Annotated in this window: 17 protein-coding genes; 7 read left to right on the forward strand and 10 right to left on the reverse strand. The window is 53.2% G+C overall.

Translation table 11 applies throughout. From position 1 onward, the window contains the following. The first annotated feature begins 25 nt into the window (after positions 1-25). Complete coding sequence (locus NMC31_RS08070; RefSeq protein ID WP_015963773.1) at positions 26-139, forward strand: protein YohO; 114 nt, start codon at positions 26-28, stop codon at positions 137-139. Here NMC31_RS08070 and NMC31_RS08075 read toward each other — a convergent pair. Genes NMC31_RS08075 through NMC31_RS08085 form a run of 3 tightly spaced genes read right to left on the reverse strand, consistent with a single transcriptional unit; the run spans position 114 to position 2,935 of the window. Next, positions 114-851 carry an ABC transporter permease gene (locus tag NMC31_RS08075; protein ID WP_253897557.1) on the reverse strand — a complete coding sequence of 246 codons (738 nt, stop codon included), beginning with the start codon at positions 849-851 and terminating at the stop codon, positions 114-116. The two genes, NMC31_RS08070 and NMC31_RS08075, sit on opposite strands and share 26 nt — an antisense overlap. Continuing rightward, positions 835-1,782 carry an ABC transporter ATP-binding protein gene (locus NMC31_RS08080; RefSeq protein ID WP_253897558.1) on the reverse strand — a complete coding sequence of 316 codons (948 nt, stop codon included), beginning with the start codon at positions 1,780-1,782 and terminating at the stop codon, positions 835-837. The genes NMC31_RS08075 and NMC31_RS08080 overlap by 17 nt, the downstream gene beginning before the upstream one ends. Further along, the gene (locus tag NMC31_RS08085) at positions 1,775-2,935 is read right to left on the reverse strand and encodes an ABC transporter permease (protein WP_253897559.1); all 1,161 of its coding nucleotides are present in this window, start codon (positions 2,933-2,935) and stop codon (positions 1,775-1,777) included. The genes NMC31_RS08080 and NMC31_RS08085 overlap by 8 nt, the downstream gene beginning before the upstream one ends. Before the next feature lie 531 nt (positions 2,936-3,466). Here NMC31_RS08085 and NMC31_RS08090 point away from each other — a divergent pair. The 6 genes from NMC31_RS08090 to NMC31_RS08115 all read left to right on the forward strand — a co-directional run bounded on the left by NMC31_RS08090 (position 3,467) and on the right by NMC31_RS08115 (position 10,589). Continuing rightward, a complete protein-coding gene (locus NMC31_RS08090; protein ID WP_253897560.1) occupies positions 3,467-4,297 on the forward strand; it encodes a winged helix-turn-helix domain-containing protein in 831 nt (276 codons plus the stop codon). A 388-nt stretch (positions 4,298-4,685) separates the two neighbouring features. Then, positions 4,686-5,222, forward strand: coding sequence for a fimbrial protein (locus tag NMC31_RS08095; RefSeq protein ID WP_149462434.1), 537 nt, complete (start codon positions 4,686-4,688; stop codon positions 5,220-5,222). A 54-nt stretch (positions 5,223-5,276) separates the two neighbouring features. Next, complete coding sequence (locus NMC31_RS08100; protein WP_149462435.1) at positions 5,277-6,035, forward strand: fimbria/pilus periplasmic chaperone; 759 nt, start codon at positions 5,277-5,279, stop codon at positions 6,033-6,035. Next, positions 6,019-8,574 (forward strand): fimbrial outer membrane usher protein, encoded by a 2,556-nt coding sequence (locus NMC31_RS08105; RefSeq protein WP_253897561.1) that lies wholly within the window; start codon positions 6,019-6,021, stop codon positions 8,572-8,574. Before NMC31_RS08100 ends, NMC31_RS08105 begins: the two co-directional genes overlap by 17 nt. 4 nt (positions 8,575-8,578) lie before the next feature. Next, complete coding sequence (stbD, locus tag NMC31_RS08110) at positions 8,579-9,904, forward strand: fimbrial usher protein StbD (RefSeq protein WP_149462437.1); 1,326 nt, start codon at positions 8,579-8,581, stop codon at positions 9,902-9,904. Continuing rightward, on the forward strand, positions 9,870-10,589 hold the full coding sequence (locus NMC31_RS08115) for a fimbrial assembly chaperone (protein ID WP_253897562.1): 720 nt from the start codon (positions 9,870-9,872) through the stop codon (positions 10,587-10,589). Before stbD ends, NMC31_RS08115 begins: the two co-directional genes overlap by 35 nt. A 34-nt stretch (positions 10,590-10,623) precedes the next feature. Here the strand turns inward: NMC31_RS08115 and osmF are convergent, their stop codons facing one another. The 7 genes from osmF to bglX form a co-directional block, all read right to left on the reverse strand. Continuing rightward, positions 10,624-11,541, reverse strand: coding sequence for a glycine betaine ABC transporter substrate-binding protein OsmF (gene osmF, locus NMC31_RS08120; protein ID WP_253897563.1), 918 nt, complete (start codon positions 11,539-11,541; stop codon positions 10,624-10,626). A 93-nt stretch (positions 11,542-11,634) separates the two neighbouring features. Beyond that, positions 11,635-13,044, reverse strand: a complete 1,410-nt coding sequence (locus NMC31_RS08125; RefSeq protein WP_253897564.1) for a hypothetical protein — start codon at positions 13,042-13,044, stop codon at positions 11,635-11,637. A gap of 24 nt (positions 13,045-13,068) precedes the next feature. After that, positions 13,069-14,265: a DKNYY domain-containing protein gene (locus NMC31_RS08130; RefSeq protein WP_253897565.1), complete on the reverse strand. Its 1,197-nt coding sequence runs from the start codon at positions 14,263-14,265 to the stop codon at positions 13,069-13,071. Between the two features lie 232 nt (positions 14,266-14,497). Further along, the gene (locus NMC31_RS08135) at positions 14,498-15,733 is read right to left on the reverse strand and encodes an MFS transporter (RefSeq protein WP_253897566.1); all 1,236 of its coding nucleotides are present in this window, start codon (positions 15,731-15,733) and stop codon (positions 14,498-14,500) included. A 53-nt stretch (positions 15,734-15,786) separates the two neighbouring features. Continuing rightward, on the reverse strand, positions 15,787-17,346 hold the full coding sequence (locus NMC31_RS08140) for an MFS transporter (RefSeq protein WP_253897567.1): 1,560 nt from the start codon (positions 17,344-17,346) through the stop codon (positions 15,787-15,789). Positions 17,347-17,412: 66 nt separating this feature from the next. Next, positions 17,413-18,750, reverse strand: a complete 1,338-nt coding sequence (locus NMC31_RS08145; RefSeq protein WP_253897568.1) for a glycoside hydrolase family 28 protein — start codon at positions 18,748-18,750, stop codon at positions 17,413-17,415. Between the two features lie 435 nt (positions 18,751-19,185). Beyond that, complete coding sequence (bglX, locus tag NMC31_RS08150; protein WP_149462448.1) at positions 19,186-21,483, reverse strand: beta-glucosidase BglX; 2,298 nt, start codon at positions 21,481-21,483, stop codon at positions 19,186-19,188. Positions 21,484-21,674: the final 191 nt, after the last annotated feature.

Consider the following 21,674-nt stretch of genomic DNA (forward strand, 5'->3'; position numbering starts at 1 on the left):
CTTTAATTAACATAAGGAGCACACTATGAAGCCAGCTAAACTTGCCGTCGTGGCGCTATTTCTGTTTATGGCCGTGAGCGGAATTGGCGGCGTGATGCTTGCCGGCTACTCGTTCATTGTTCGCGGCGGTATCGGCTAAGCCTGTGGCTCAGACGTTCAAACGCGCGGTCTACGATGACCGCCGCCAGAGCCACCAGTACCGCGCCCTGCAACACATAGGCGGTATTAAAACCGCTTAGCCCAATGATAATTGGCGTACCCAGCGTGTTAGCGCCGACGGTCGAGGCGATCGTTGCCGTGCCGATGTTAATAATGACCGACGTGCGAATACCCGCCAGCATCACCGGCGCGGCCAACGGCAGTTCCACTTTCAGCAGTCGCTGAGCGCTGCTCATCCCCATCCCTTGCGCAACGCTGCTTACCCCGGCGGGAACGGATGCCAGCCCGGCAAGCGTGCCCTGAAGAATCGGTAAAACCCCGTAGAGAATTAATGCAATAATCGCTGGCTGCTGGCCAAAACCCATCACCGGAACGGCAATCGCCAGTACGGCAACGGGCGGGAATGTTTGGCCCATTGCGGCAATGGTCTCGACCAGCGGGCGAAACTCTTTGCCCGCGTCACGCGTCACCGCAATGCCTGCGCCGGTGCCCAACACAATCGCTACCAGGCTTGAGACGCCCACCAGCCAGAAGTGCGCCAACGTCAACGAGACGAAGCTTTCCTGCTGATAGAGGGGGCGTGACTGTTCCGGGAATAGCGCATGAAAAAAGGGCTCGCTGTGCGGCAAGCCGAGTAAGAGCACAAGGAAAAACAGCACCAGCCAGAGCAAAGGGTCACGCAGGAATTTCACCGTCGCCCTCCTCACGTAACAGATCGGCGAAGTGCAGCGCACCGCTAATCTCACCGTTTTCATTCATCACAGGAAGCGCCAGACGCCGCTGTGCCACAAACTGTGATAACGCTTCTCGCAGCGACATGGATATCCGCAAAGCGTCCCCCTGCACCCGCTCGCCACGACGCTGATAATCCCCGACCTGACGCAGCGAAAGCAGACGTACGCCCAGCTCGCTTTGGCCAAAGAAGGTTCTCACAAACGCGCTGGCTGGATGCGTGAGCATCTCGAGCGGCGTACCCTGCTGGACGACTTTGCCGTTATCCATCAAAATCAGATGGTCTGCCAGGCGCAGGGCTTCGTCGATATCATGCGTCACCAGAACAATCGTGCGCCCCAGCAACTGGTGGATGCGACGCATCTCCTGCTGGAGAGCGCCACGCGTCACCGGGTCCAGCGCGCCGAAGGGTTCATCCATCAGCAACACTTCCGGATCTGCCGCCAGCGCACGCGCCACACCGACGCGTTGCTGCTGCCCACCGGAAAGCTGATGTGGATAGCGATCGCGTAGCCCGGCTTCAAGCCCCAGCAACACCATCAGCTCATCAATACGCGCCTGAGTACGCGCTTTCGGCCACTTCAACAGCTGCGGCACGGTGGCGATGTTCTGCGCTACCGTCCAGTGAGGAAACAGGCCGATAGACTGAATGGCATAGCCCATTCGTCTGCGTAGCGTCAGCAGCGGTTGCTGACGAATATCCTCTCCGGCGAAACGGATGGTGCCGCTATCGTGGGCTTCCAGGCGATTAATCATCTTCAGGGTGGTCGATTTCCCGGAGCCGGACGTACCAATCAGCACCGTGAAAGCGCCCTCTTTGAAATGCAGTGTGAGATCTTTTACCGCTGCCCGGTCGCCAAAATATTTACTGACCTGCTGAAACTCAATCACCCTGCTCTCCTTTCACTAACGCGATGCACAAACTAAACAGCGCATCGGTAATAACCGCTAATACCACCACCGGGATGACGCCCAATAACACCAGATCCAGCGCACTACTGAGTAGCCCCTGAAAGACCAGCGCGCCAAAACCGCCCGCGCCGATCAACGCTGCCACCACCGCCATGCCGACCGTTTGCACCGCGACCACCCGCAGGCTGCGTAATAAAACCGGCAATGCCAGTGGAAACTGCACCTGCCAGAAACGCTGCCCACGCCCCATGCCCATTGCCCGAGCGCTTTCCAGTACATCCTGGGGAACCTGTTGCATACCCGCCACCACGCCGCGAACCAGCGGCAACAGCGCGTAGAGCACCAGCGCAATTAATGCAGGCGTCAGCCCGGTACCCGCAATGCCAAGACGGGCAAGCCACGGGAACTGTTGCGCGAGACCGGCCAGCGGCGCAATAAGCAGACCAAACAGGGCCACAGAGGGAATGGTTTGAATGATATTCAGGATGGCAAAGACTTTGGTCTGGCGCGCCGGGTGACGCCAGCACCACAGCCCTAAAGGAATGCCAATCAGCAGACCGGGCAGCAGTGTGCCGAATAACAGTACCAGATGCTGCGAAAACGCATCATTAAATACATCCTGGCGATTGGCATACTCTTTTAACAAAGAGAGGTGGTCAAGCTGCCCCATCCACAGTAGCACTATCGGCAGTAGCCAAATCTGTATTTGCATAATCCAGCGCCAGAGCGTGCTGAATGTTAACCGGCGTAATGTGTCACTACAAATAAGTAACGTCAGCAACATCCAAAGCCAGAGCCCGCTTCCGGGTGAAGTTCGCGCAAGGGAACTTCCCGTTGACGCAAGAGAGCTTGCCGCTTCTCCAGCGGCCCATACCAGCAGAGTGAATAGCGCCTGCCCCAACACAAAGCTTGAGATAACGGCCCCTCGCCCGGGGATAAAACTCAGGACAAACAGCAGCAGGGGGAAAGCAAACAACCATAGCGGTCGAAACCCGTCAGTCTGCCACAGCGCAAGGGATTCCCCTGAAACAAGACGGTTAGGTGCGTAGTTAACGAAAGGTAGCAGAACAGCCACTGTTATCAGCACAACAAGCAGAAACTGAACGCGGTTGTGGCAAAAAGGTGATGTCATTGAAGAGGTCATATCCTTTTGTGGGTGCCAGGCAACGCCTTTTTGGGCAGCAGTCGCTCCCAATGATACAGATGTTCTCCCTTTGACTTCAAACTTGCCTCCCGATACTCCGCGTATGATGAGTTTTCAGTTTATACGCATTACCAGATTTAGCCTGGTCATTTTGTTTAATCTCTCCTGGGCGTAGTAGAAAAAATATGGCAAATCCACCTGACCCTGCGGTTTAATAATTTACAAAACTAAAAAATTAAACCCTTAATATTTATAGAAAAATCTTATTTACATAACAAACACCATTAAGCTTTCTTTTTTTTCCACACAAAAATGTTAATTTTTTCATGCAAACAGTAAATTTCGCCAACAAATGTTGCAGATATGATATTTTTGTCTATCTAACGAACTTACCGAAACTTAAGATACCAACCAGACACTTTACAATTTAAAATAAACAGCCAGACTTTTCACTGTTTTACTACCAGAAGGAGATGATTCTTCTTTGCATTAAGAGAAAACCTTTAATGAGTTCTGATTATGAGATTTTTATTTAACAAACAAGTTATCTTTGATGCAGATTCTGGAACATTATTTCTTGCAGAGACTCCCGAAGACGCGGTCCAAATATCTAATCCAACTAAGCGATTATTACTATTACTCACATGCCATCAAGGGGAAGTAATTAACCGCGAGATAATATTTAAAAAAGTCTGGGATGACTTTGGGATGGTTTCCAGTAATAACAACCTTAATCATTGCATCAGTAAACTACGTCGAATACTCCGTAACCTTGGTCTGGAAGATGAGGTCATCACGACCGTACCTAAGATGGGCTTTATGTTCCATCAACAGGTCATGGTTGAACTGCTTCCCGAACCTGAGAAGAATACTCCCATTGAAATTTTCAATGATATTTCAATGAGTAAAAACAATGACTCACCGGCAGTACCGCCTGTCGCGGCAAAAACGCCCCTCTCGCCGGGGAAAATCCAAATCCTGTCCATCATTACGCTTTTATGCGCAATACTTGCGCTTTGTATGACGCTCGCTGTCTGGTATCAGCATCGTCCGGAAGACCGTCGGGAAATTTACATCGGCGAAGCGGGAAACTGTGATGTCATGGTCTCCGTCCCTTTGCCGAATAACACCAATACAGAGAGTTTAAAAAAGGGCATTCTGAGTTATGCACAATCGTTAAACCCGCAATGTCGTAGCGACCAGTATGTATTGGTCATTAAGAGTAATACCTTCCGAGTATACAGTAACGATCTTTCCCGCCTGTATATGATGTTGTGCGGCTCGCTTCGTGAGAATAAAGCGGAAGTATGCTGGAGCCTGAACGAACCAAAACCTTCGCCCAGCCATTAATTTCCCCTAAGGGCAGTACACCTGGCTGCCCTTTTTTGTCTCAGATCAAATTCTCCACTTTTAAATCGAGAGCAGAAAGGCGATCCCTCCCCAAACAGGTCGTTATCACTGCCGATTTTACCTAAGTCACCTTTACTAACCAACAACATGACGCCTGACATTTCCAGCGTAAAAAACCATACCCACGTACAAATTCGCATTATTAACAGAATATTAATCTTAATACTTACCTGTTAATAGTTAATGATTACACAGCATAGGAAATATCTTAACCTTTGCGTACATGTTACTGCTGGTTTGCAACACCTCGTTTACCCGCGTTTAAAGCTACCCGCAGAAGCCATGGAACACGCAATCAGGTCTACTCAGGATTAACAGGAAACGCATCATGTTGAAAAAATGTTACTTAGCTATGCTGTCAGGCTCTCTGCTGGTATCCGCCAACGCAATGGCTCTTTCAGATAACACCATCACTTTCCAGGGCGAAGTTACGGACGAAACCTGTTCCGTGGCCATTAACGGTAACCAGGCGACGCCCGTTGTCCTGCTGCCCACAGTGAGCAGCAGCGATCTGGCCGCGAGCGGTGATACCGCAGGCCCGGTGACCTTTGATATTGGCCTTACCGGTTGCACCGGCGACACCACAAACGCCACCAAAATTTCCACCGTGTTCGTCGGAAATCAGGTGACCACTAACGGTAATCTGGGCAATACCGGCACCGCCGCCAATGTTGAAGTCCAAATTCTGGACACCAAAGGCACCGAAATTAACCTGACCAACGGATTCACTGGCACCGGAGACCTCACGCTAGCGGCGGGTGAGAAAGAGGCGTCTGCAACCTATACCGCGCAGTACTACGCAAGCGGTAAAGCGACCGCAGGTACCGTTGAATCGACCATGCAATACGCCGTCTCTTATCAATAACTTTCTTTTCAGGGCGCAGCCCGTGCTGTGCCTTTTTTTTGACGGAAGGAATCCATGACTTCAATGCGCGTCTTTCATCGCAATTTGCTGTGGCTATTAGCCATTAGCGTGATCGGTATTGCTACTGCACACGCCAGCGTCACCATGTTAGGTAGTCGCATTATTTACAATGCGAAGGCTTCCTCCGTAGACGTTCAACTGAAAAACAACGACACCTATCCCTACGTTGTACAGACGTGGTTTGATGAAGGTAATGTCGATGCTAACCCGCAGAATAGCCATGCGGTTCCCTTTTTATCGACGCCTCCGGTTTTCCGCATTCAGGCGAAAGCAGGGCAAATTGTGCGCATTGTCTACAACGGCGCGAAACCCCTGCCGAAGGACAGAGAATCCGTTTTCTGGTTCAACTTTTTACAGGTTCCTCCGAGTAACGTTGCGGGCGATCAAAAGCAAAACAAAATGCTGATCATGCTACGTACCCGGGTGAAGCTGTTTTATCGCCCGGAAGGTCTCTCCGCGCCGGGAGATATCACCAAAAGCCTGCAAGTTTCGGCCGTACGCGATGGTCATAAAGGCGTAGGAATTCAGGTAAAAAATACATCATCCTGGTTTGCATCACTCTCCAATATGACCGTCGAAGCAGGCGGCAGCAAAATCCCGGTTAACGTGGATATGGTTTCGCCCTTCTCCAGTGAAACCTTTTGGCTGAACGGTAAAAGCGCACCGTTGCCGGGTCGGGGCAACGTCATCCTTACGGCGATTAATGATCAGGGCGCCAGGATCAGTGAGCACTACGATGTCACGTACCCCTGATTTTCCCTTAAAGCGGCTTACCTCGCTGATTGCCTTGATTGTTGCAGGAGCAGCACAAGCTGATGATTACTATTTTAATCCGGCCCTGTTTCAGGGGTCGGCATACGGTCAAAATATCGGCCAGTTTAATCAGCAGCATATTTCCCCAGGGAACTACCTGGTAGATGTTTATGTGAACAACACGTTGGTGAAAACAGGGGTCAAAGTGACCTTTGAAGATAAAGGTACCGACAGTGCACCGGAACCCTGTCTGACGGCTTCATTGATGAAAAGCGCACAGCTTAAGACCGTGTCGGAAGACGACGAGCCCACAACCTGCAAACCCTTTACCGTCTGGGTGCCAGACGGTAGCTGGCAGTTCGAGTCGTCCACTCTACGGTTACAGCTCGCCATTCCCATGACCGAACTGGTGCGCAATCCGCGCGGCTATATCTCGCCAGAAGAGTGGGATAGTGGCGCAACAGCGATATTTTTACGCCACAACACCAGCTATACGGTTAATGAAAATACCGACAGTCACTACCGCTATCAATATTTGTGGAGCGGGATTAACGCAGGTACCAACCTGGGCCTGTGGCAATTACGCCATCAGGGCAATTTGCGCTATGTCGATAATAACCAAACCGGCAGGGCTTATCGCTATAACAGCGTGCGTACCTGGGTTCAACGCCCGATTGAGCAGCTTGAAAGCATCATGACACTTGGCGATAGCTATACCGACAGCAGCCTCTTCGGCAGTCTGTCATTTAATGGTATCAAGATTGCCACCGACGAAAGAATGTGGCCACAGGGCAAACGGGGCTATGCGCCAGAAGTACGGGGAGTTGCAGGGAGCAGCGCGCGAGTCATCGTCAGCCAGTTGGGCAAAACTATCTATGAAACAAACGTTCCGCCCGGTGCGTTTGTTATTAACGACCTCTATAACACCCGAAACCAGGGGGATCTGCAGGTTGAAGTCGTTGAAGCCAACGGTAAAACATCGACCTTCACGGTGCCCTACTCTGCCGTGCCCGACTCGGTCCGCCCCGGAAACTGGCACTATTCCCTCTCGATGGGACGCGTGCGTCAGTATTACAGCGTTAATAACAACTTTCTTGAAGGCACGCTGCAACACGGCATCAATAACAACTTTACGCTCAACGCCGGGGCGCGTATCGCTAAAGAGTATCAGGCATGGCTGGCTGGTGGCGTGTGGGCAACCGACCTCGGCGCATTTGGCATGAACGCTACGTGGTCAAATGCGCAGGTTGAAAATGGCGATCGTCAGCAAGGGTGGCGTAGCGAGTTGAGCTACAGCAAAACGTTTTCGTCCGGCACGAATCTGGTGCTGGCGGCATATCGCTATTCCACCAGCGGGTTTCGCGATCTCCAGGATGTGCTGGGCGTTCGCCGGGAAAACAAAAGTGGTGAAGATTACTACTCAGATACGTTGCATCAGCGCAACCGACTGTCAGCGACAGTAAGCCAGCCCTTATGGGGTTTTGGCACGCTGAACATGAGCGCCAGCACAGCGGATTATTACAATAATCAGTCGCGCATTACGCAGTTGCAGCTTGGCTACAGTAATCAATGGCAGCGTATCAGCTATGGCTTTAACGTTGCGCGCCAGCGCACATCATGGGACTACGGGCGTTTTTATAGCAGCGTAAACGATCCCGATGATGACAGCAGCCGTCAAAAGTATACCGAAACCACCGTCTCGATGACTGTTTCCATCCCGCTCGATTGGGGGCAAAGCCGTTCGTCTGTCGCCATGAACTATAACCAGACGCGCCAAAGCCGCTCTTCCACCGTCTCGATGACCGGCTCCTCAGGAGAAGGGGGTGATTTCTCCTGGTCCATGTATGGCGGATATGAGCGCTATCGCGATGGCAGCACCGGCAGTTCCGCAACGTTCGGTGCCGGTGTTCAGGAAAATACCCGCATCGGCGCGTTGCGGGCCAATTATGACCAGGGAAATAACTACCGTCAGACCGGGCTGGGTGCCTCGGGTACGATCGTTCTGCATCCTGGCGGCGTGACACTCGGGCCGTACACCAGCGATACTTTTGCGCTTATCCATGCGGATGGCGCGCAGGGTGCCCGCGTACAGAACGGCCAGGGCGCAGTGGTCGACAGCTTCGGCTACGCCATTCTGCCTTCACTGGCACCGTATCGTGTTAATAACGTGAGCCTCGATACACAGCAAATGACTGCGGATGCCGAGCTTACCGGCGGTAGCCAGCGCGTAGTGCCCTATTCCGGTGCTATCGCGCGGGTGAATTTCAATACTCTGAAAGGAAAAGCGGTGTTGATAAACCTCAATACAGGCAACGGCGTTCTGCCGCCGATGGGGGCCGACGTACTTGATGGCGAAGGCACATTGATAGGCATGGTAGGCCAGGGCGGGCAAATTTACGCACGAATTCCGGTGGCTTCGGGTTCGCTGCTGGTGCGTTGGGGCGAGAATGCTCATCAGCGGTGCCGCGTGACATATCAACTTCCCACCGATGACGACAAGCAAATCATTACCTTAAATCAACGCTGCGAGAAGGAATAACATCATGCGCGCCTGGCTTCAAATTCTGAGCATCCTCGTTGGTATTCTCTTCAGTTCGTCGCTTTGGGCCACCTGCTACCGTGTGACCACTGCGAGTTCGCTTTCCGCAGCCGCCAAAAGTGCTGGCTATACGGCCGCTGACTGGATAGGGGCGTGCGATACCTGTAGCGGCAACGTGGGCCTTCCGGCAGTCATTAGCCTGAATAGCGGCACCAACTTTCAGCCTTCTGGCACACTGCTGGGTAGCGGTGTGGGGAGTTTCCTGACCGCCGCCACCAATAAGCCCTATACCGCCAATCAGATTCTGTTCCGCTGCGCCGTTGCGGATGCCGACAGTCTGTATGAGTTTTATGCTACCAACGGCGACTCAACTTATGCGGGGGCCTATACCACCTCTGAAGTGAGCGGCGCTTACTATGACTTCGTGAAGAACGTTGCTGTTCGCATGACCAACCTGACTACCGGTGAGTATTACAGCCGATACTGGAAATCGCGCAAATTTACCGCCAGCGACTGGTACAACGACGGAACCTATATATACATCCCGGCCAGCGCGTTCAGTAACGTGCTTTATGAGATGTTTAAAATCACCTCAACCACCTACGGTTACGAAGGCTCAAAGCGCTACGTCGATACGTATACCCAACCACGGGGTTATATCGCCTTTAAAGGGCCAGGCATCTCCCCTGCACTGGCCGACGGCGCGGATAGTCTCTCCAACTATTCAGGATGGTATACCGGTTGGCCGGGCGCATGGGGCAGCTACGGCAGCGTCACCTATATTCGCGGGGCGATTTGCCAGGTCAGTGATTATCCCGCGCGCGTGCCGTTACCGACGATAAGCGTCGCCGAGTTGCAGGCCGGAAACGTCAGCCAGGCTCCGTTCAGCGTTAGCCTGCAGTGTGAATCCGGCGCGATATCAAGTACCAGCGCCTCAACCGCCAGCGCCGCCAACGTAGCCATGGGCTTTCTGGTCAATCAGCCCGCCGCGGTGGCTGCCGCGCGAACGCTGAAGCTGGTGACCTCCGGCGGTGGCCTGACATGGCTGCTGGATACACAGTACGGCAGTAAAGGGGTCGCCTCAGGTGTGGGTATTAAGATTTATAACAGCAACGGCGCGCCGCTGAATCTGTTGCCGGATCAATCCAGTATGGGCACCGGAAATACGCGGGGCTGGTATGCCTATAAAGATCTGACCACGCTGGTTTCCTCGGACACCGTGACAACTTATACGGGCGATTTCACTGCCTCTCTTGAGGCCATTAGCGGTCAAACAGTGACCGCAGGAACAGTCAATGCGCAATTACAGGTGGTGGTCAGTTTTCAGTAAGGTGGCGTTAATGCTGGTATTTTCGGCTCAGGTGAGCGCCGCAGTTAACGTTGATCGCACACGGCTCGTATTTAGCGCTGGCGATGTCGCCCGCTCGTTGAACCTGTCTAATGATGGGGCGATGCCGATGGTGATTCAGGTATGGGCGGACGATGGCAATCCTGCCAGCACGCCGGATGTGAACCCTACGCCGGTGGTGATCATTCCTCCGGTCTTTAAGATGCTCCCGGGCGAGCTTCGGTCTTTAAAACTGATGCTCGCCTCTCGCCAGGGACTGGCTGAGGACAGGGAAACACTTTTCTGGCTCAACATATACCAGATTGCCCCCGATAACGCGGCAAGCGGCCGCGAAGGGCAAAAAGTGATTTTGCCGCTACGATTGCGCATGAAGATATTCGTTCGCCCGGCGGGCTTGCAGCCGCCAGAGGAAAAAGATGAACGCGGGCTGCGCTTTAGCGTGAGCCCAGAGACGTTGCGGGTGGCGAACCCTTCCCCCTGGTTTATGAGCTTATCGCTTCATCTTCCAGGCCAGCAGAAACCAACCAGTATGATGATTGCGCCTCACGGCGAAGAACAGATAAGCCGGCCTGCTTCCCTCCATTCAGGAAGTCGTCTGGTTTATGATGTGATAACCGATGACGGCAACTATCGCCGCTATCAGGCAAACCTTACCACAGGCGGGTAAACGTTCAGGGCGTCATCACAGACGCCCTGGAATGTTATTTCACCAGCCCCTTCTCTTTCAGGTAGTTCGCCGCCACTTTTTTAGCATCGACGCCTTCTACCGCAATGCGGGCATTAAGCTGCTGCAGGGTTTTCTCATCCAGGCTGTCGAATACCGGTTTCAACCAGTTTTCCAGCTGCGGATATTCCTTCAGCACCGCTTCGCGCACCACCGGTGCTGGCGCATAAATCGGTTGCACACCTTTCGGATCGCTCAGGGTGACCAATCCCAGCGCAGCGACCGGGCCATCGGTGCCGTAGGCCATCGCCGCATTCACGCCGGAGGTTTGTTGGGCCGCGGCTTTAATCGTTACCGCCGTATCGCCGCCCGCCAGTGACAACAACTGTGGCTGGTTAAGTTTAAACGCGTAGGCTTTCTCAAAGGCCGGAAGCGCATCCGGGCGCTCGATAAACTCAGCGGACGCCGCAAGCTTAAAGCTTCCGCCCGTTTTCAGATAGCGGCTGAGGTCATCCAGTGAGGTGAGTTTGTTTTTATCCGCGAGATCCTGACGCACGGCAATGGTCCAGGTATTGTTGGCAGGCGCAGGCGTCAGCCAGATAAGATGATTTTTCTCAGCGTCGAGCTTTTTGACTTTCTCGTAGCCCTGCCGGGCATTTTTCCATGCCGCATCGTTTTCATCTTTAAAGAAGAAGGCGCCATTGCCGGTATATTCCGGGTAGATATCCAGCTCGCCGGAAGCGATCGCGCCGCGCACAACCGGCGTGGTGCCAAGCTGCACTTTGTTGACCGTTTTAACGTCGTGGCTTTCCAGCACCTGCAAAATGATGTTACCGAGCAGCGCCCCTTCGGTATCAATTTTCGAGCCGACTTTTACCGGAGACGCCGCCTGAAGCGGCAGGCTCACGGCAGCCAGAAATGCCAGTGAACCTGCCCAGAGCTTGACGTGAGACATGATACTTTCCTCATTCTTTTACTGTTGTTTTCAGAGAATTAAGGAAAAAGCATAGTTGATAAAAATCATCTTTACCGAAAGATTCAGAAACGGCTACTCACTGCTCAAGCCTTCCCCGTCAAGCTCACTGACCGGCGTAAAGTGATTATTCAGCCAATCATAATTACCTTCGACGGTGACTAAATCATGATTACCTTTACTGAGGTAGGCCGCATCCAGGTCACGCGTTTCCATACGCGCCATCTCTCCCATAGAGTCGGAGATAAAATAGAGATAGCGATCATCACGGGCGAAAGTATCGGAAGGTGTTCCGTCGGGTTTTTTCAGCCAGACCAGTGCGCCCACGGTATCAAAAGTCTGCACATCATCGCGTCCGACGAAATAGAGACGTTGGCCATATTGATTTAACCCCCTTTCCAGCTGTAGCTCGGGGTCGATAATTTTGGTCACAATCAGGGTGTTATCCAGCGGAGAGCGATACGTAAATTGATAGAGTGAATCCTTGTATTGCGCCGTGTTATCGTTCAGACGTGTAAAATGCTCAGGGTCCACGCCCTCTAACGTTTCAATACGGCAGTCGTCGCCGCTGGTTGACGCGTCGCGCGTTATCCAGGTCACTTTATCTTTCTGTATATCAAAGGTATCGAGGCAATTTTTGCCGAAGGCATAACGATGGGTGCCGTTTTTATCGCGATAGATAAGCAGCGTACCCGGCATCCAGCGCACGATAGCGAAAGAATCAGGGTCGGTCGGCAGCGCTTTACCGTTAAGAAAAACCTGCGTTGGGGTGCGGAAAAGCGTATCCCACGGGCCGGGGTTATATCGCGTATCGCAGGTGGTACGGGGCCGTATCGGCCCGTTTTGCTCCCAGCTTTTTACGCCCAGGATGACGTAACCCTTGGCTGAGCTTATCCAGCGGCCTCGATAGTACAGATTATGACTATCTTTCAGCACATCGGCGTCATCCTGAGCCTCAGGGATCCCGCCAACGGACTGAAGTGAAGCAAAGTCCACCTGTTTCTCACCATGATTATCATCCGTGCGCTCACCATCAAAATAGAGGCTATCTTTGTCTGCGGCAAAGCGACCATAGGCACGAAACGTGGCAGCATCCACCTTCGGCGCATCCGGCGGGTTTTGCACAATTTTACCCGCCCATAAAATATGCTGCCCATCAGTTAGCCAGTCAAAACGCCAACCGCCATGCTTCAGCTCACGCGAATAGACCGAGGCCATAATAAAATCGTTATTAATCTTTTTAGGTGAATCAAATCTATGAATAATTACATCAGGTACCCGCCGCAACTGACTGAATGTTACCTGCGGTAAGAGGATATCCGGGAAATGAATATTGTAATCATCCCGACTTTCTCCCACGACATATTTCGTTCCATTACCCGATTTTTGATAGAGGAAAGCTGAATATGAAACACCGGAACAGGCCTGCGCCACACCTGGGATTAGCATCATCAGTGAGGTAAGGTAAAGGCACTTTCTTAACATGACATCATCCTGATTTTACGGGTGTTAACGAGAGCTTTTAATAAGTAACTCAATCTCTTCATTGGTAATATTCCGCAGTGGTATCCATTGACCTGATGTTGGAATGTATTGTTGTAAAAGCCCTTCGCCATCGCGCGCACCAAGGGGTTGACGAAATAACTGCCCATCTGCATTTAGAAAAACACGAAGATCAAAACGTTCCTCCGGAGTAATATACTCATTTTTAATCTCAGCAAACTCTTTCGGGCTAACAATGCTCAGTTTCGCATCCGGTTCCAGTGAACTAAATTTCACCAGATAGACACGATCTTTATAAATTCCCACGCGCTCATTCAGCCGATAAAAATATTCCGGGTCGACGCCCTCCAGCGTCTCGACCACGCAGTCATGGCGAGTACCAACGGTAGAGCGGCGTTTAAGCCAGGTCACGCTATCCGAGCGAATATCAAATACCCGGCAGTTTTTCTCTTCATCGCCGATGGTATATTCATGCTCGCCGTTTTTATCGCGATAAATCAGCAGAGAACCGGGCATCCAGCGCACCACCTGAAAAGTGTCCGCATCCGTATTGATAGGTATACCATTAACAAAAACCTGGGTTGCCGTGCGGGCAAGAGAATCGTTCACCTCGCGATGCCGTGCCGGATCGTACAGTAAAGAGCCCTGTTCAGCATCGTCGCGCCACGCCAGTACTTCGAATCCCGTTGCGTCTGCGAGCCAGCGCCCCATAAAGTAAAGATTATTTTTGTCTTTTAGTAGCCCGTAAATCTCCGTGGCTTCAAGCGTCGCCATATCGACACGCTTATCGCCGAGATTGTTGTCAGTGCGCTCGCCGTTAAAATAGAGCGACTTTTTATCCGCCGCAAACTCACCGAAGGCCTGAAACGTAGCCGCGTCAACCCGTGGCGTATTTTCCGGGTTACGGAGTATCTTTCCGGCCCACAATACATAGTGGCCATCGCTGACATAGGCGTGCTCGCAGCTCTCTTCGCAATACCAGTAATCCGGGTTAATTTTTACCAGAGGAGCTTTGTTTTCCGGGCGGGATAAATCGGCAATACGGCTTAGCCGAACATAATTGACGTCGGGCAAATGAGAGAGCACATCACCGTCATAAAGATAAACGGTTTCGCCATCCTTTAACTGATACTCGTATTCTGCAGCGCTGGCCGAGGTTGCCAGTAAGCACATCCCCGCGAATAACCATCCTTGTCTGAACATAGCTGGCCTTATCCTGTCGTTCCTGATGCGGATATATAGGCGCAACGTTGTATGAAAATCCAGCGCGCTGAGAATTTTTAGGAATTCATCAAACGCGCCGGGTAATAGCTACAAGATTGCCTGATGCGCTACGCTTATCAGGCCTACGCGATTTATATTTTGTAGGCCGGATAAGGCGTTTACGCCGTATCCGGCAAGGGCAAAGCGCACTGTGTCAGCAAGGTGAGTGACTTTATTTTTCCTGAGGCACCTTTAACGGTATCGCCAGCACACTGGCGGCGAAATAAAGTATCGCAATCACCCACAGCGTACCTTCCACGCCGAGCGGGTCGACGCATAGCGTGACAATCAGCGGCCCGGCGAAGTTGCTTAGGCCAGATCCTAAATTAAGGCAGGAAATCGCCGCTCCTTTGTTTTCCGGCAGCAGCGCGGGGATCAGCGCGCTCAGCGGGCCGAATGCGCCCAGGCCGATGGCGTAAATAGCCAGCGCAGCAAACAACGCCACTCCGCTATTGCCGAACAGTACAGGGGCGTAACACACCGCCAGCGACGCTGCGCCGCACAGCGTGCCGGAGAAAAAGACCACGGTTTTACGCCAGCCAATGGTATCGCCCAGCCAACCGAAGAAGTATCCGGCAAAGATATTCAGCACATTGACCAGCCCCCAGATAGTCAGCCACTCCTGAATGCTGAAACCGAAGCGCGGCAGGTAAACCGGCATCAAAATGACCAGTGAAAATTTACCGATATCGTTGATGGTTTTTACCAGCACTGCCAGGCGCATTTTCGGCTCGCGCGCCAGCACCATCAGCCCTTCGCCCAGCGCCGGTAAGATTTTACTATCTGACTCGCGCTCGGGCTGTGCCCGGTTAAGCACCAGCGCGCATCCGCTGCCCGCCAGCACAAAAACGAAGCCAATCAACAAGGTAGCCGTTTCCCCACTGTGCGGGATCATAAAGCCCGAAAACCACGGTGCGACGATGGTCATGCCCACGCCAAAAGCAATCCAGAACCAGGAAACCGCCCGTCCCAGAATGCGCATTTCACAGCACTGGTTAATCCACACCAGAAACGAGTAGGCAAAAAGTGGATACGCCACCCCGCGCAGCGCATAACTGGCGACCATCAACGGATAGTCACCGTTGGGCAGCGCCCAGAAGATAAACGGCACCGAGCCGATAAAATAAACCAGCGTCGCCGCCCACATCAGGCGACGAATCCCCAGCACGCCTGCGCCAATCCCGGAGAACCAGGAAACCAGCGCCACGCACAGGCCGAAGACCGACGACATCATGCTGATGTCGCGTGCGTCAAAGCCGCGCTGTTGCAACAGCGACGCGAGCCAACTTTGCTCGATAGTCGCGCCGGTAATAAACAAAAAGACGCCAATAAAGCCCCACAGCAGCTGGCGAGGAAGGCCAATTCGCGCCCAGATCCCTTGTTGAAGGTACACGCTATGTTCAGTCATAAATATCAGCCAAAAAGTAAGCCCGGCGCACAGTGCGCCGGGCGGGTCAATAATTACGCGCTCTTCAACTGCACCGCGTTTTCTTTCGCTTTCATCAGGCTGCGGTTTACACAGCCGACGGTGTTATCTCCCCAGCACTGCTCGTAAGGCATGCCGGTCAGCGACTCAATAACCTCTTTGGTTTCGGCGGTGACTGTCGCTTTACTGCCCCCCTGTTTCAGGCGCGCCACTTCATCGTTGAGAATCGCATGGGTACGACCATTCACTTTGAACTGGAAGGCAGACCAGATACCCCACGCGGTGAGGATCACCGGGAGAATAATCATAATGGCAAGGATCATGTTGATAGCTGATTGTGGCTGGCTCGCCTGACCGGTAACAAAACCGGACATCTGCAACGCTACGCCCACCAGGAAGATAGACAGCGCCTGAGAAGCTTTACGCAGCAGGCTCATAAAGCCGGCAAAAATCCCTTCACGACGATTACAGGTAAGAATTTCATCCACATCCGCCACGAAGGTGTAGTTGTTCCACGGAATGGAGTAGATACCGCCGCGCGCCAGGCCCGCAATCCCTGCTGCCAGATAAAGCAGCGCCATGCTGGTTGATCCGCTCAGGTAGGTAAAGGTGAACAAAGCAAAGGCAATTAACGCCATGCTGGCCTGGGTGGCAAACGCGCGAGACGGCGAGTAGCGCAGGGTCAGCCAGGTGGCGACGCCGACACCGAAGAATTGCAGGCCGTTAATCGCACTCAACAAGTTTGAAGCCACAATCGACGAGGTAGAGAGCGCAAACACCACGAAGTAGGTGAAGACGGAGTTAAAGATATCCTGCCCCACGGAACCGCCCAGATACATACCCAGGTGGGAACGGAATGTTTTGATTTTTAACGTAGAAACAAAGTCGTAGTAGATATTGAAAATACGCGTGGAAAGCGGCAGTTTCTCGGCGGCGTCGATGGTGCGCTCACTTTGTTCGATCTCTTCGAGTGAGCGTTCCCAGGTGCCGAAATAGACGAAGAACAGCACGACCATAAACGACACCGTGAAAATTGCCCCGGCGTAAAAGAAGGAATCCGCTGAATCGGAACCAAAATAGTTAATCAGACGCCCTGGCAGAAACGCAGCGGTAAATCCTGCAAACTGCGCGATATACATACGCGCGCTGGTCAGTTTCGACCGTTTGGTGAAATCGGAGGTCATTTCCGCCGATAGGGTATCGTACGGAATCAAAATCATCGAATAGACGATTTCAAACAGAATGTAGACCAGCAGATACATCCAGTAATTGAAGCCTTCAACCCACAGCAGGCTGTACACCGAGACCAGCGGAATGCTGAGCAGCAGGAAGAAGCGGCGACGGCCAAAGCGGCGGCCCAGCCAGGTTTTGTGGAAGTTATCGGAAATGTAGCCCATTAGCGGGCACATGATCACATCGACAATACGCGCGACCGCAAACAGCGACCCGGCCTCAATTGGCGTCAGGCCGCAGAAGGTGGTTAAGAAGAACAGCAACCAGGCGCTGACCAGCGTAAAGGCTCCCGAGCCAATCACATCCGCCAGGCCGTAACAGACATAGTTATGGAGTTTTATCTCCCTGACTTTTTTTATCATTTTTCCATCCCCTTAAACTGACATCCGGCGATAGCGGCCCCAGAGCCGCGCCGCCGCTCTGAATGCTTATTTTCCGTTCACTATCACGACGTCCTGCGAATGCCAGCCCGCAGGCAGCGGCGTCGGGCGCACAGCGTTGAATTCACGCAGCACCAGCCCAGTAACGCCATCGGCATACAACGCCGGGAGCCCGCCTGGATACAGCTCGACGCCCCATGCACGCCCGGTTTCCGGATTCACCAGATAGGCATTATCGAGCCCCATCCCGGTCGGTTTCGCCGGGTTACACGGTGGACGAACGTCAAAGCAGCCCTGCTCCTGCGCATCGCCCTGCACCTGCTGTAGCTGAACGCCGTTGAACGTGACGTCATGAATATCGCCTGCGGTTTCACTGTGCAGGTTGATTGCCCCTTCACTGATGCCGGAAATATTGCTGAAGGTGATGTGCTGAATCTGCCCGGCGGCAACCTGCGGGTCGCGACGGCGGGCGGAGAGATACACCGGGTCAGCCTTTCCCCAATGGCATGGATGACCGTGACTGCAATCGAACAGAATGTTGCTGAAGCTCATCTGACTGAACACGCCGCCATCGCGCGACACCAGGCCGATGCCTCGATTGGACTCAAAAATGGTGCAATTGCTGACGACGATATGGCTGATATCCGCCGCCGTTTCAGTACCCACTTTAATGGCGCAGCTTTTCGAGCGAATGATGCAGTTGTTCACCACCACGTGGCGGGTTGGCTGTTGTAATGCAGGCGCTTTACGGGTGGTTTTCAGGCAAATGCCGTCATCGGCAGCGCTGAAGTAACTGTCGCTGATATGCACAAACTGACAGCTATCGAGATCCAGCGCGTCGGTATTAGAGAGCGCCAGGTCGTTATCAATCGTTAAGCGATGAATGAAAATATGTTTGCAGCTCACCAGATGCGCGGTCCACATCGGCGAATCCGCCAGCGTGATATCGCAAAGGCGCACCTGCTCGCAACCTTCCAGCACCAGCAGACGCGGGCGCTGCGCGGCAGGCTGGCGATAACCCTGCGCATCCGCCTGCGGCGCAAACCAGGCAGCCGCATTGCCTTCCACGCGCCCTTCCCCGCTGAGGGTAATCTGTTGCTGATTGCGGGCGTACAACAGCGCCATATGTGACAACTCGGCCATAGACTGCGTCAGGTCTGCCGGGTAATCCGCCACGTTCGGGCTTGCGCGCAAGCAGGCCCCGGCCTCCAGGTGCAAGGTAAAATGGGAAGGTAGCACCAGCGTGCCGGTCAACCAGATACCGGGCGGGATGGTCAGCGTGCCGCCGCCAGCCGCCGCCAGGGTATCAATCATCTGCTGCAACTGTGCCGTAACCGGACGCGTGCCGGTGTTATCGAGCCCGGCCTGTTCGAGGGAGAGTTTCATTGCGCTACCTGTTTAATTTTCGATAGCCGCATTTAACGAAGTTTTCGCCCTTTGCTCGCGCGCTGTATCCAGGCTTTTTTACGTAATAGTGAAAATCATCACGTCCGCCAGACGGGGGATAAATAGCTTTTGATGGCGCGCACAAAATCAACGCGGTCGTGGAAAGAGGAATGCGTTGAACGTCACATTTTCATGTGCGATGAGGAATAAAAGAACGCGCAAAACGGGGGTGACGACGAAATGTTATCGCTGAAGGTGATGATGTTCACGGAAGTAGGAAATTGATGGGAGATGGGGATTGATTTTTGGTTGGTGCGGTGGGTTTAGCCCCTCACCCCGGCCCTCTCCCGCAGGGAGAGGGGGAAAACCAGCGCAGAACAGGCAGATTGGCACGATCTGTTCCCTCTCCCTGCGGGAGAGGGTTAGGGTGAGGGCTTACTTCAGCTCAAACGCCCCCTGCTTCACACGCGCCGAATCCACGCCGATAAAGACGTTAAATTTGCCCGGTTCTGCATCGTATTTCATGCTCTGATTCCAGAACTTCAGCGCTTCTACGTCAATCGGGAAGCTGACGGTTTGCGTTTCACCCGGTTTCAGCGTCACTTTCTCAAAGCCTTTCAGTTGTTTTACCGGGCGACTCATTGACGCTGTCACATCCTGCAAATACATCTGAATGACCGTCGCGCCTTCACGCTTACCGCTGTTGGTAACGTCTACGCTGGCGGTGACCTTGCCGTCGCGCGTCATTGACGGTGCTGACATTTTCACGTCAGAAACGGTGAAGGTGGTGTAGCTCAGGCCATAGCCAAACGGATAAAGCGGGCCGTTGGCTTCATCGAAATAGCGAGAGGTGTACTTGTTTGGTTTATCCGCATTGTACGGGCGACCGGTGTTGAGATGGCTGTAGTAAACCGGGATCTGCCCCACTGAACGCGGGAAGGACATCGGCAATTTACCGGACGGGTTGTAATCACCAAACAGCACGTCGGCAATAGCATTGCCGCCTTCGGTCCCGGCAAACCAGGTTTCCAGAATCGCATCCGCCTGCTGATCTTCTTTCACCAGCGCCAGCGGGCGCCCGTTCATCAGCACCAGCACCAACGGTTTGCCTGTCGCTTTCAGCGCGGCAATCAGGTCGCGCTGGCTTTGCGGGATGTCAATATTCGTGCGGCTGGAGGCTTCATGTGCCATCCCTTGCGCCTCGCCCACGACGGCCACCACGACGTCAGATTGTTTCGCTGCCGCTACCGCTTCATCAATCATGGCCTGTGCGGAACGCGGATCGACTTTCACAGCTTCTTCATACTGGTTAAGGAAGTCGACAATACCTTTATCGTTGGTGACATTCGCGCCTTTGGCGTAAACCACTTTGCCCTTATCACCCAGCGCGTTTTTAATCCCGGTGAGCACGGTGACAGACTGATCTGCCACGCCAGCTGCCGACCAGCTTCCCATCACATCACGTTTGCTGTCTGCCAGCGGCCCCACCACGGCGATAGTGCCCGATTTTTTCAGCGGCAAGGTTTCGAGACGGTTTTTCAGCAGCACCAGACTTTCACGCGCGACATCACGTGCATCTTTGCGGTGCAGACGGCTTTCGGCGTTGGTGTCCTGCGGGTCAGACTCTTTCGGACCAAGATGGCTGTACGGGTCGTTAAACAATCCCATATCATATTTGACGTTCAGCACGTGACGCGCGGCATCGTCCAGTTCCGCCATCGTCACCTTGCCGGATTTCACCAGCCCCGGCAGGTACTTGCTGTAATATTCATCGCTCATACTCATGTTGATGCCGGACTTCAGCGCCACGCGTACCGCATCTTCCGGGTCAGAAGCCGTACCGTGTTTAATCAGTTCTTTAATCGCACCATGATCGGAAACGGTGATGCCCTTGAAACCCCACTTATCACGCAGGATCTCTTTAAGCAGCCACGCATCCGAGGTTGCAGGCGTGCCGTTCAGCGAGTTCAGCGCGACCATCACCGCACCGCTACCCGCATCCAGCCCCGCTTTATACGGCGGCATATAGTCGTTAAACAGGCGCTGCGAGCTCATATCAACGGTGTTGTACTCTTTCCCGCCCTCAACTGCGCCGTAGGCGGCGAAGTGTTTCACGCTGGTCATTACCGAATAGCGATCCGCCGGGCTTTTGCCCTGCATCGCTTCCACCATGGTTTTACCCATGATTGAGGTCAAATAGGTATCTTCGCCAAAGCCTTCTGAAGCACGGCCCCAGCGCGGGTCGCGCGAGACGTCAACCATGGGTGCCCAGGTCATATTCAGGCCATCATCTGCCGCTTCATAAGCAGACACGCGGCCAACGGTGCGCACCGCATCAAGGTTAAAGCTGGACGCCAGCCCGAGGCTTATCGGGAAGACGGTACGCTGGCCATGCAGCACATCGTAGGCGAAGAACAGTGGAATTTTCAGGCGGCTCAGTTCCATCACCTGATCCTGCATTTTGCGAATATCCTGGCGGGTGACGGTGTTAAAGATAGCCCCAACCTGGCCCTCTTTAATCATCTCGCGAATCGCTTCTTTTGGATTATCCGGCCCTACGCTTATCAGACGAAGCTGGCCGATTTTTTCATCAACCGTCATCTTTTTGAGTAAGTCTGTGACAAACGCATCCCGCGCTTCAGGTGTCAGCGGGTGATTGCCGAACAGCTCGTCCGCCAACGCGGGTTGTAGCGCCAGGCTCACAGCGACGCCTACAGAACATAACCATTTCATGTTGTTAGTCTCTTTATTCCATGCCAGTCAATCGGCGAAAGTTGATGAAAAACCGCAGTTTGCCATAAGCCTAAACGGCTGAGGAGCAGAAAGCGAAGGTTATTCTCTGAATTTTCGAAACATTCGTACTCCCAATAAATCCGCAAAGCGCTATTCTTAGGGACGACAAATTAGTCTCACCACAAGGAGTG

It is taken from the genome of Pseudocitrobacter vendiensis, from assembly GCF_943590815.1.
GTDB classification, from domain to species: Bacteria; Pseudomonadota; Gammaproteobacteria; order Enterobacterales; family Enterobacteriaceae; genus Pseudocitrobacter; species Pseudocitrobacter vendiensis.

Coding starts and splice junctions, on each gene's coding strand:
- NMC31_RS08070 (WP_015963773.1), top strand. CDS start 26: ATGAAGCCAGCTAAACTTGCCGTCGTGGCGCTATTTCTGTTTATGGCC.
- NMC31_RS08085 (WP_253897559.1), bottom strand. CDS start 2,935: ATGACATCACCTTTTTGCCACAACCGCGTTCAGTTTCTGCTTGTTGTG.
- NMC31_RS08090 (WP_253897560.1), top strand. CDS start 3,467: ATGAGATTTTTATTTAACAAACAAGTTATCTTTGATGCAGATTCTGGA.
- NMC31_RS08095 (WP_149462434.1), top strand. CDS start 4,686: ATGTTGAAAAAATGTTACTTAGCTATGCTGTCAGGCTCTCTGCTGGTA.
- NMC31_RS08100 (WP_149462435.1), top strand. CDS start 5,277: ATGACTTCAATGCGCGTCTTTCATCGCAATTTGCTGTGGCTATTAGCC.
- NMC31_RS08105 (WP_253897561.1), top strand. CDS start 6,019: ATGTCACGTACCCCTGATTTTCCCTTAAAGCGGCTTACCTCGCTGATT.
- stbD (WP_149462437.1), top strand. CDS start 8,579: ATGCGCGCCTGGCTTCAAATTCTGAGCATCCTCGTTGGTATTCTCTTC.
- NMC31_RS08115 (WP_253897562.1), top strand. CDS start 9,870: ATGCGCAATTACAGGTGGTGGTCAGTTTTCAGTAAGGTGGCGTTAATG.
- osmF (WP_253897563.1), bottom strand. CDS start 11,541: ATGTCTCACGTCAAGCTCTGGGCAGGTTCACTGGCATTTCTGGCTGCC.
- NMC31_RS08125 (WP_253897564.1), bottom strand. CDS start 13,044: ATGTTAAGAAAGTGCCTTTACCTTACCTCACTGATGATGCTAATCCCA.
- NMC31_RS08130 (WP_253897565.1), bottom strand. CDS start 14,265: ATGTTCAGACAAGGATGGTTATTCGCGGGGATGTGCTTACTGGCAACC.
- NMC31_RS08135 (WP_253897566.1), bottom strand. CDS start 15,733: ATGACTGAACATAGCGTGTACCTTCAACAAGGGATCTGGGCGCGAATT.
- NMC31_RS08140 (WP_253897567.1), bottom strand. CDS start 17,346: ATGATAAAAAAAGTCAGGGAGATAAAACTCCATAACTATGTCTGTTAC.
- NMC31_RS08145 (WP_253897568.1), bottom strand. CDS start 18,750: ATGAAACTCTCCCTCGAACAGGCCGGGCTCGATAACACCGGCACGCGT.
- bglX (WP_149462448.1), bottom strand. CDS start 21,483: ATGAAATGGTTATGTTCTGTAGGCGTCGCTGTGAGCCTGGCGCTACAA.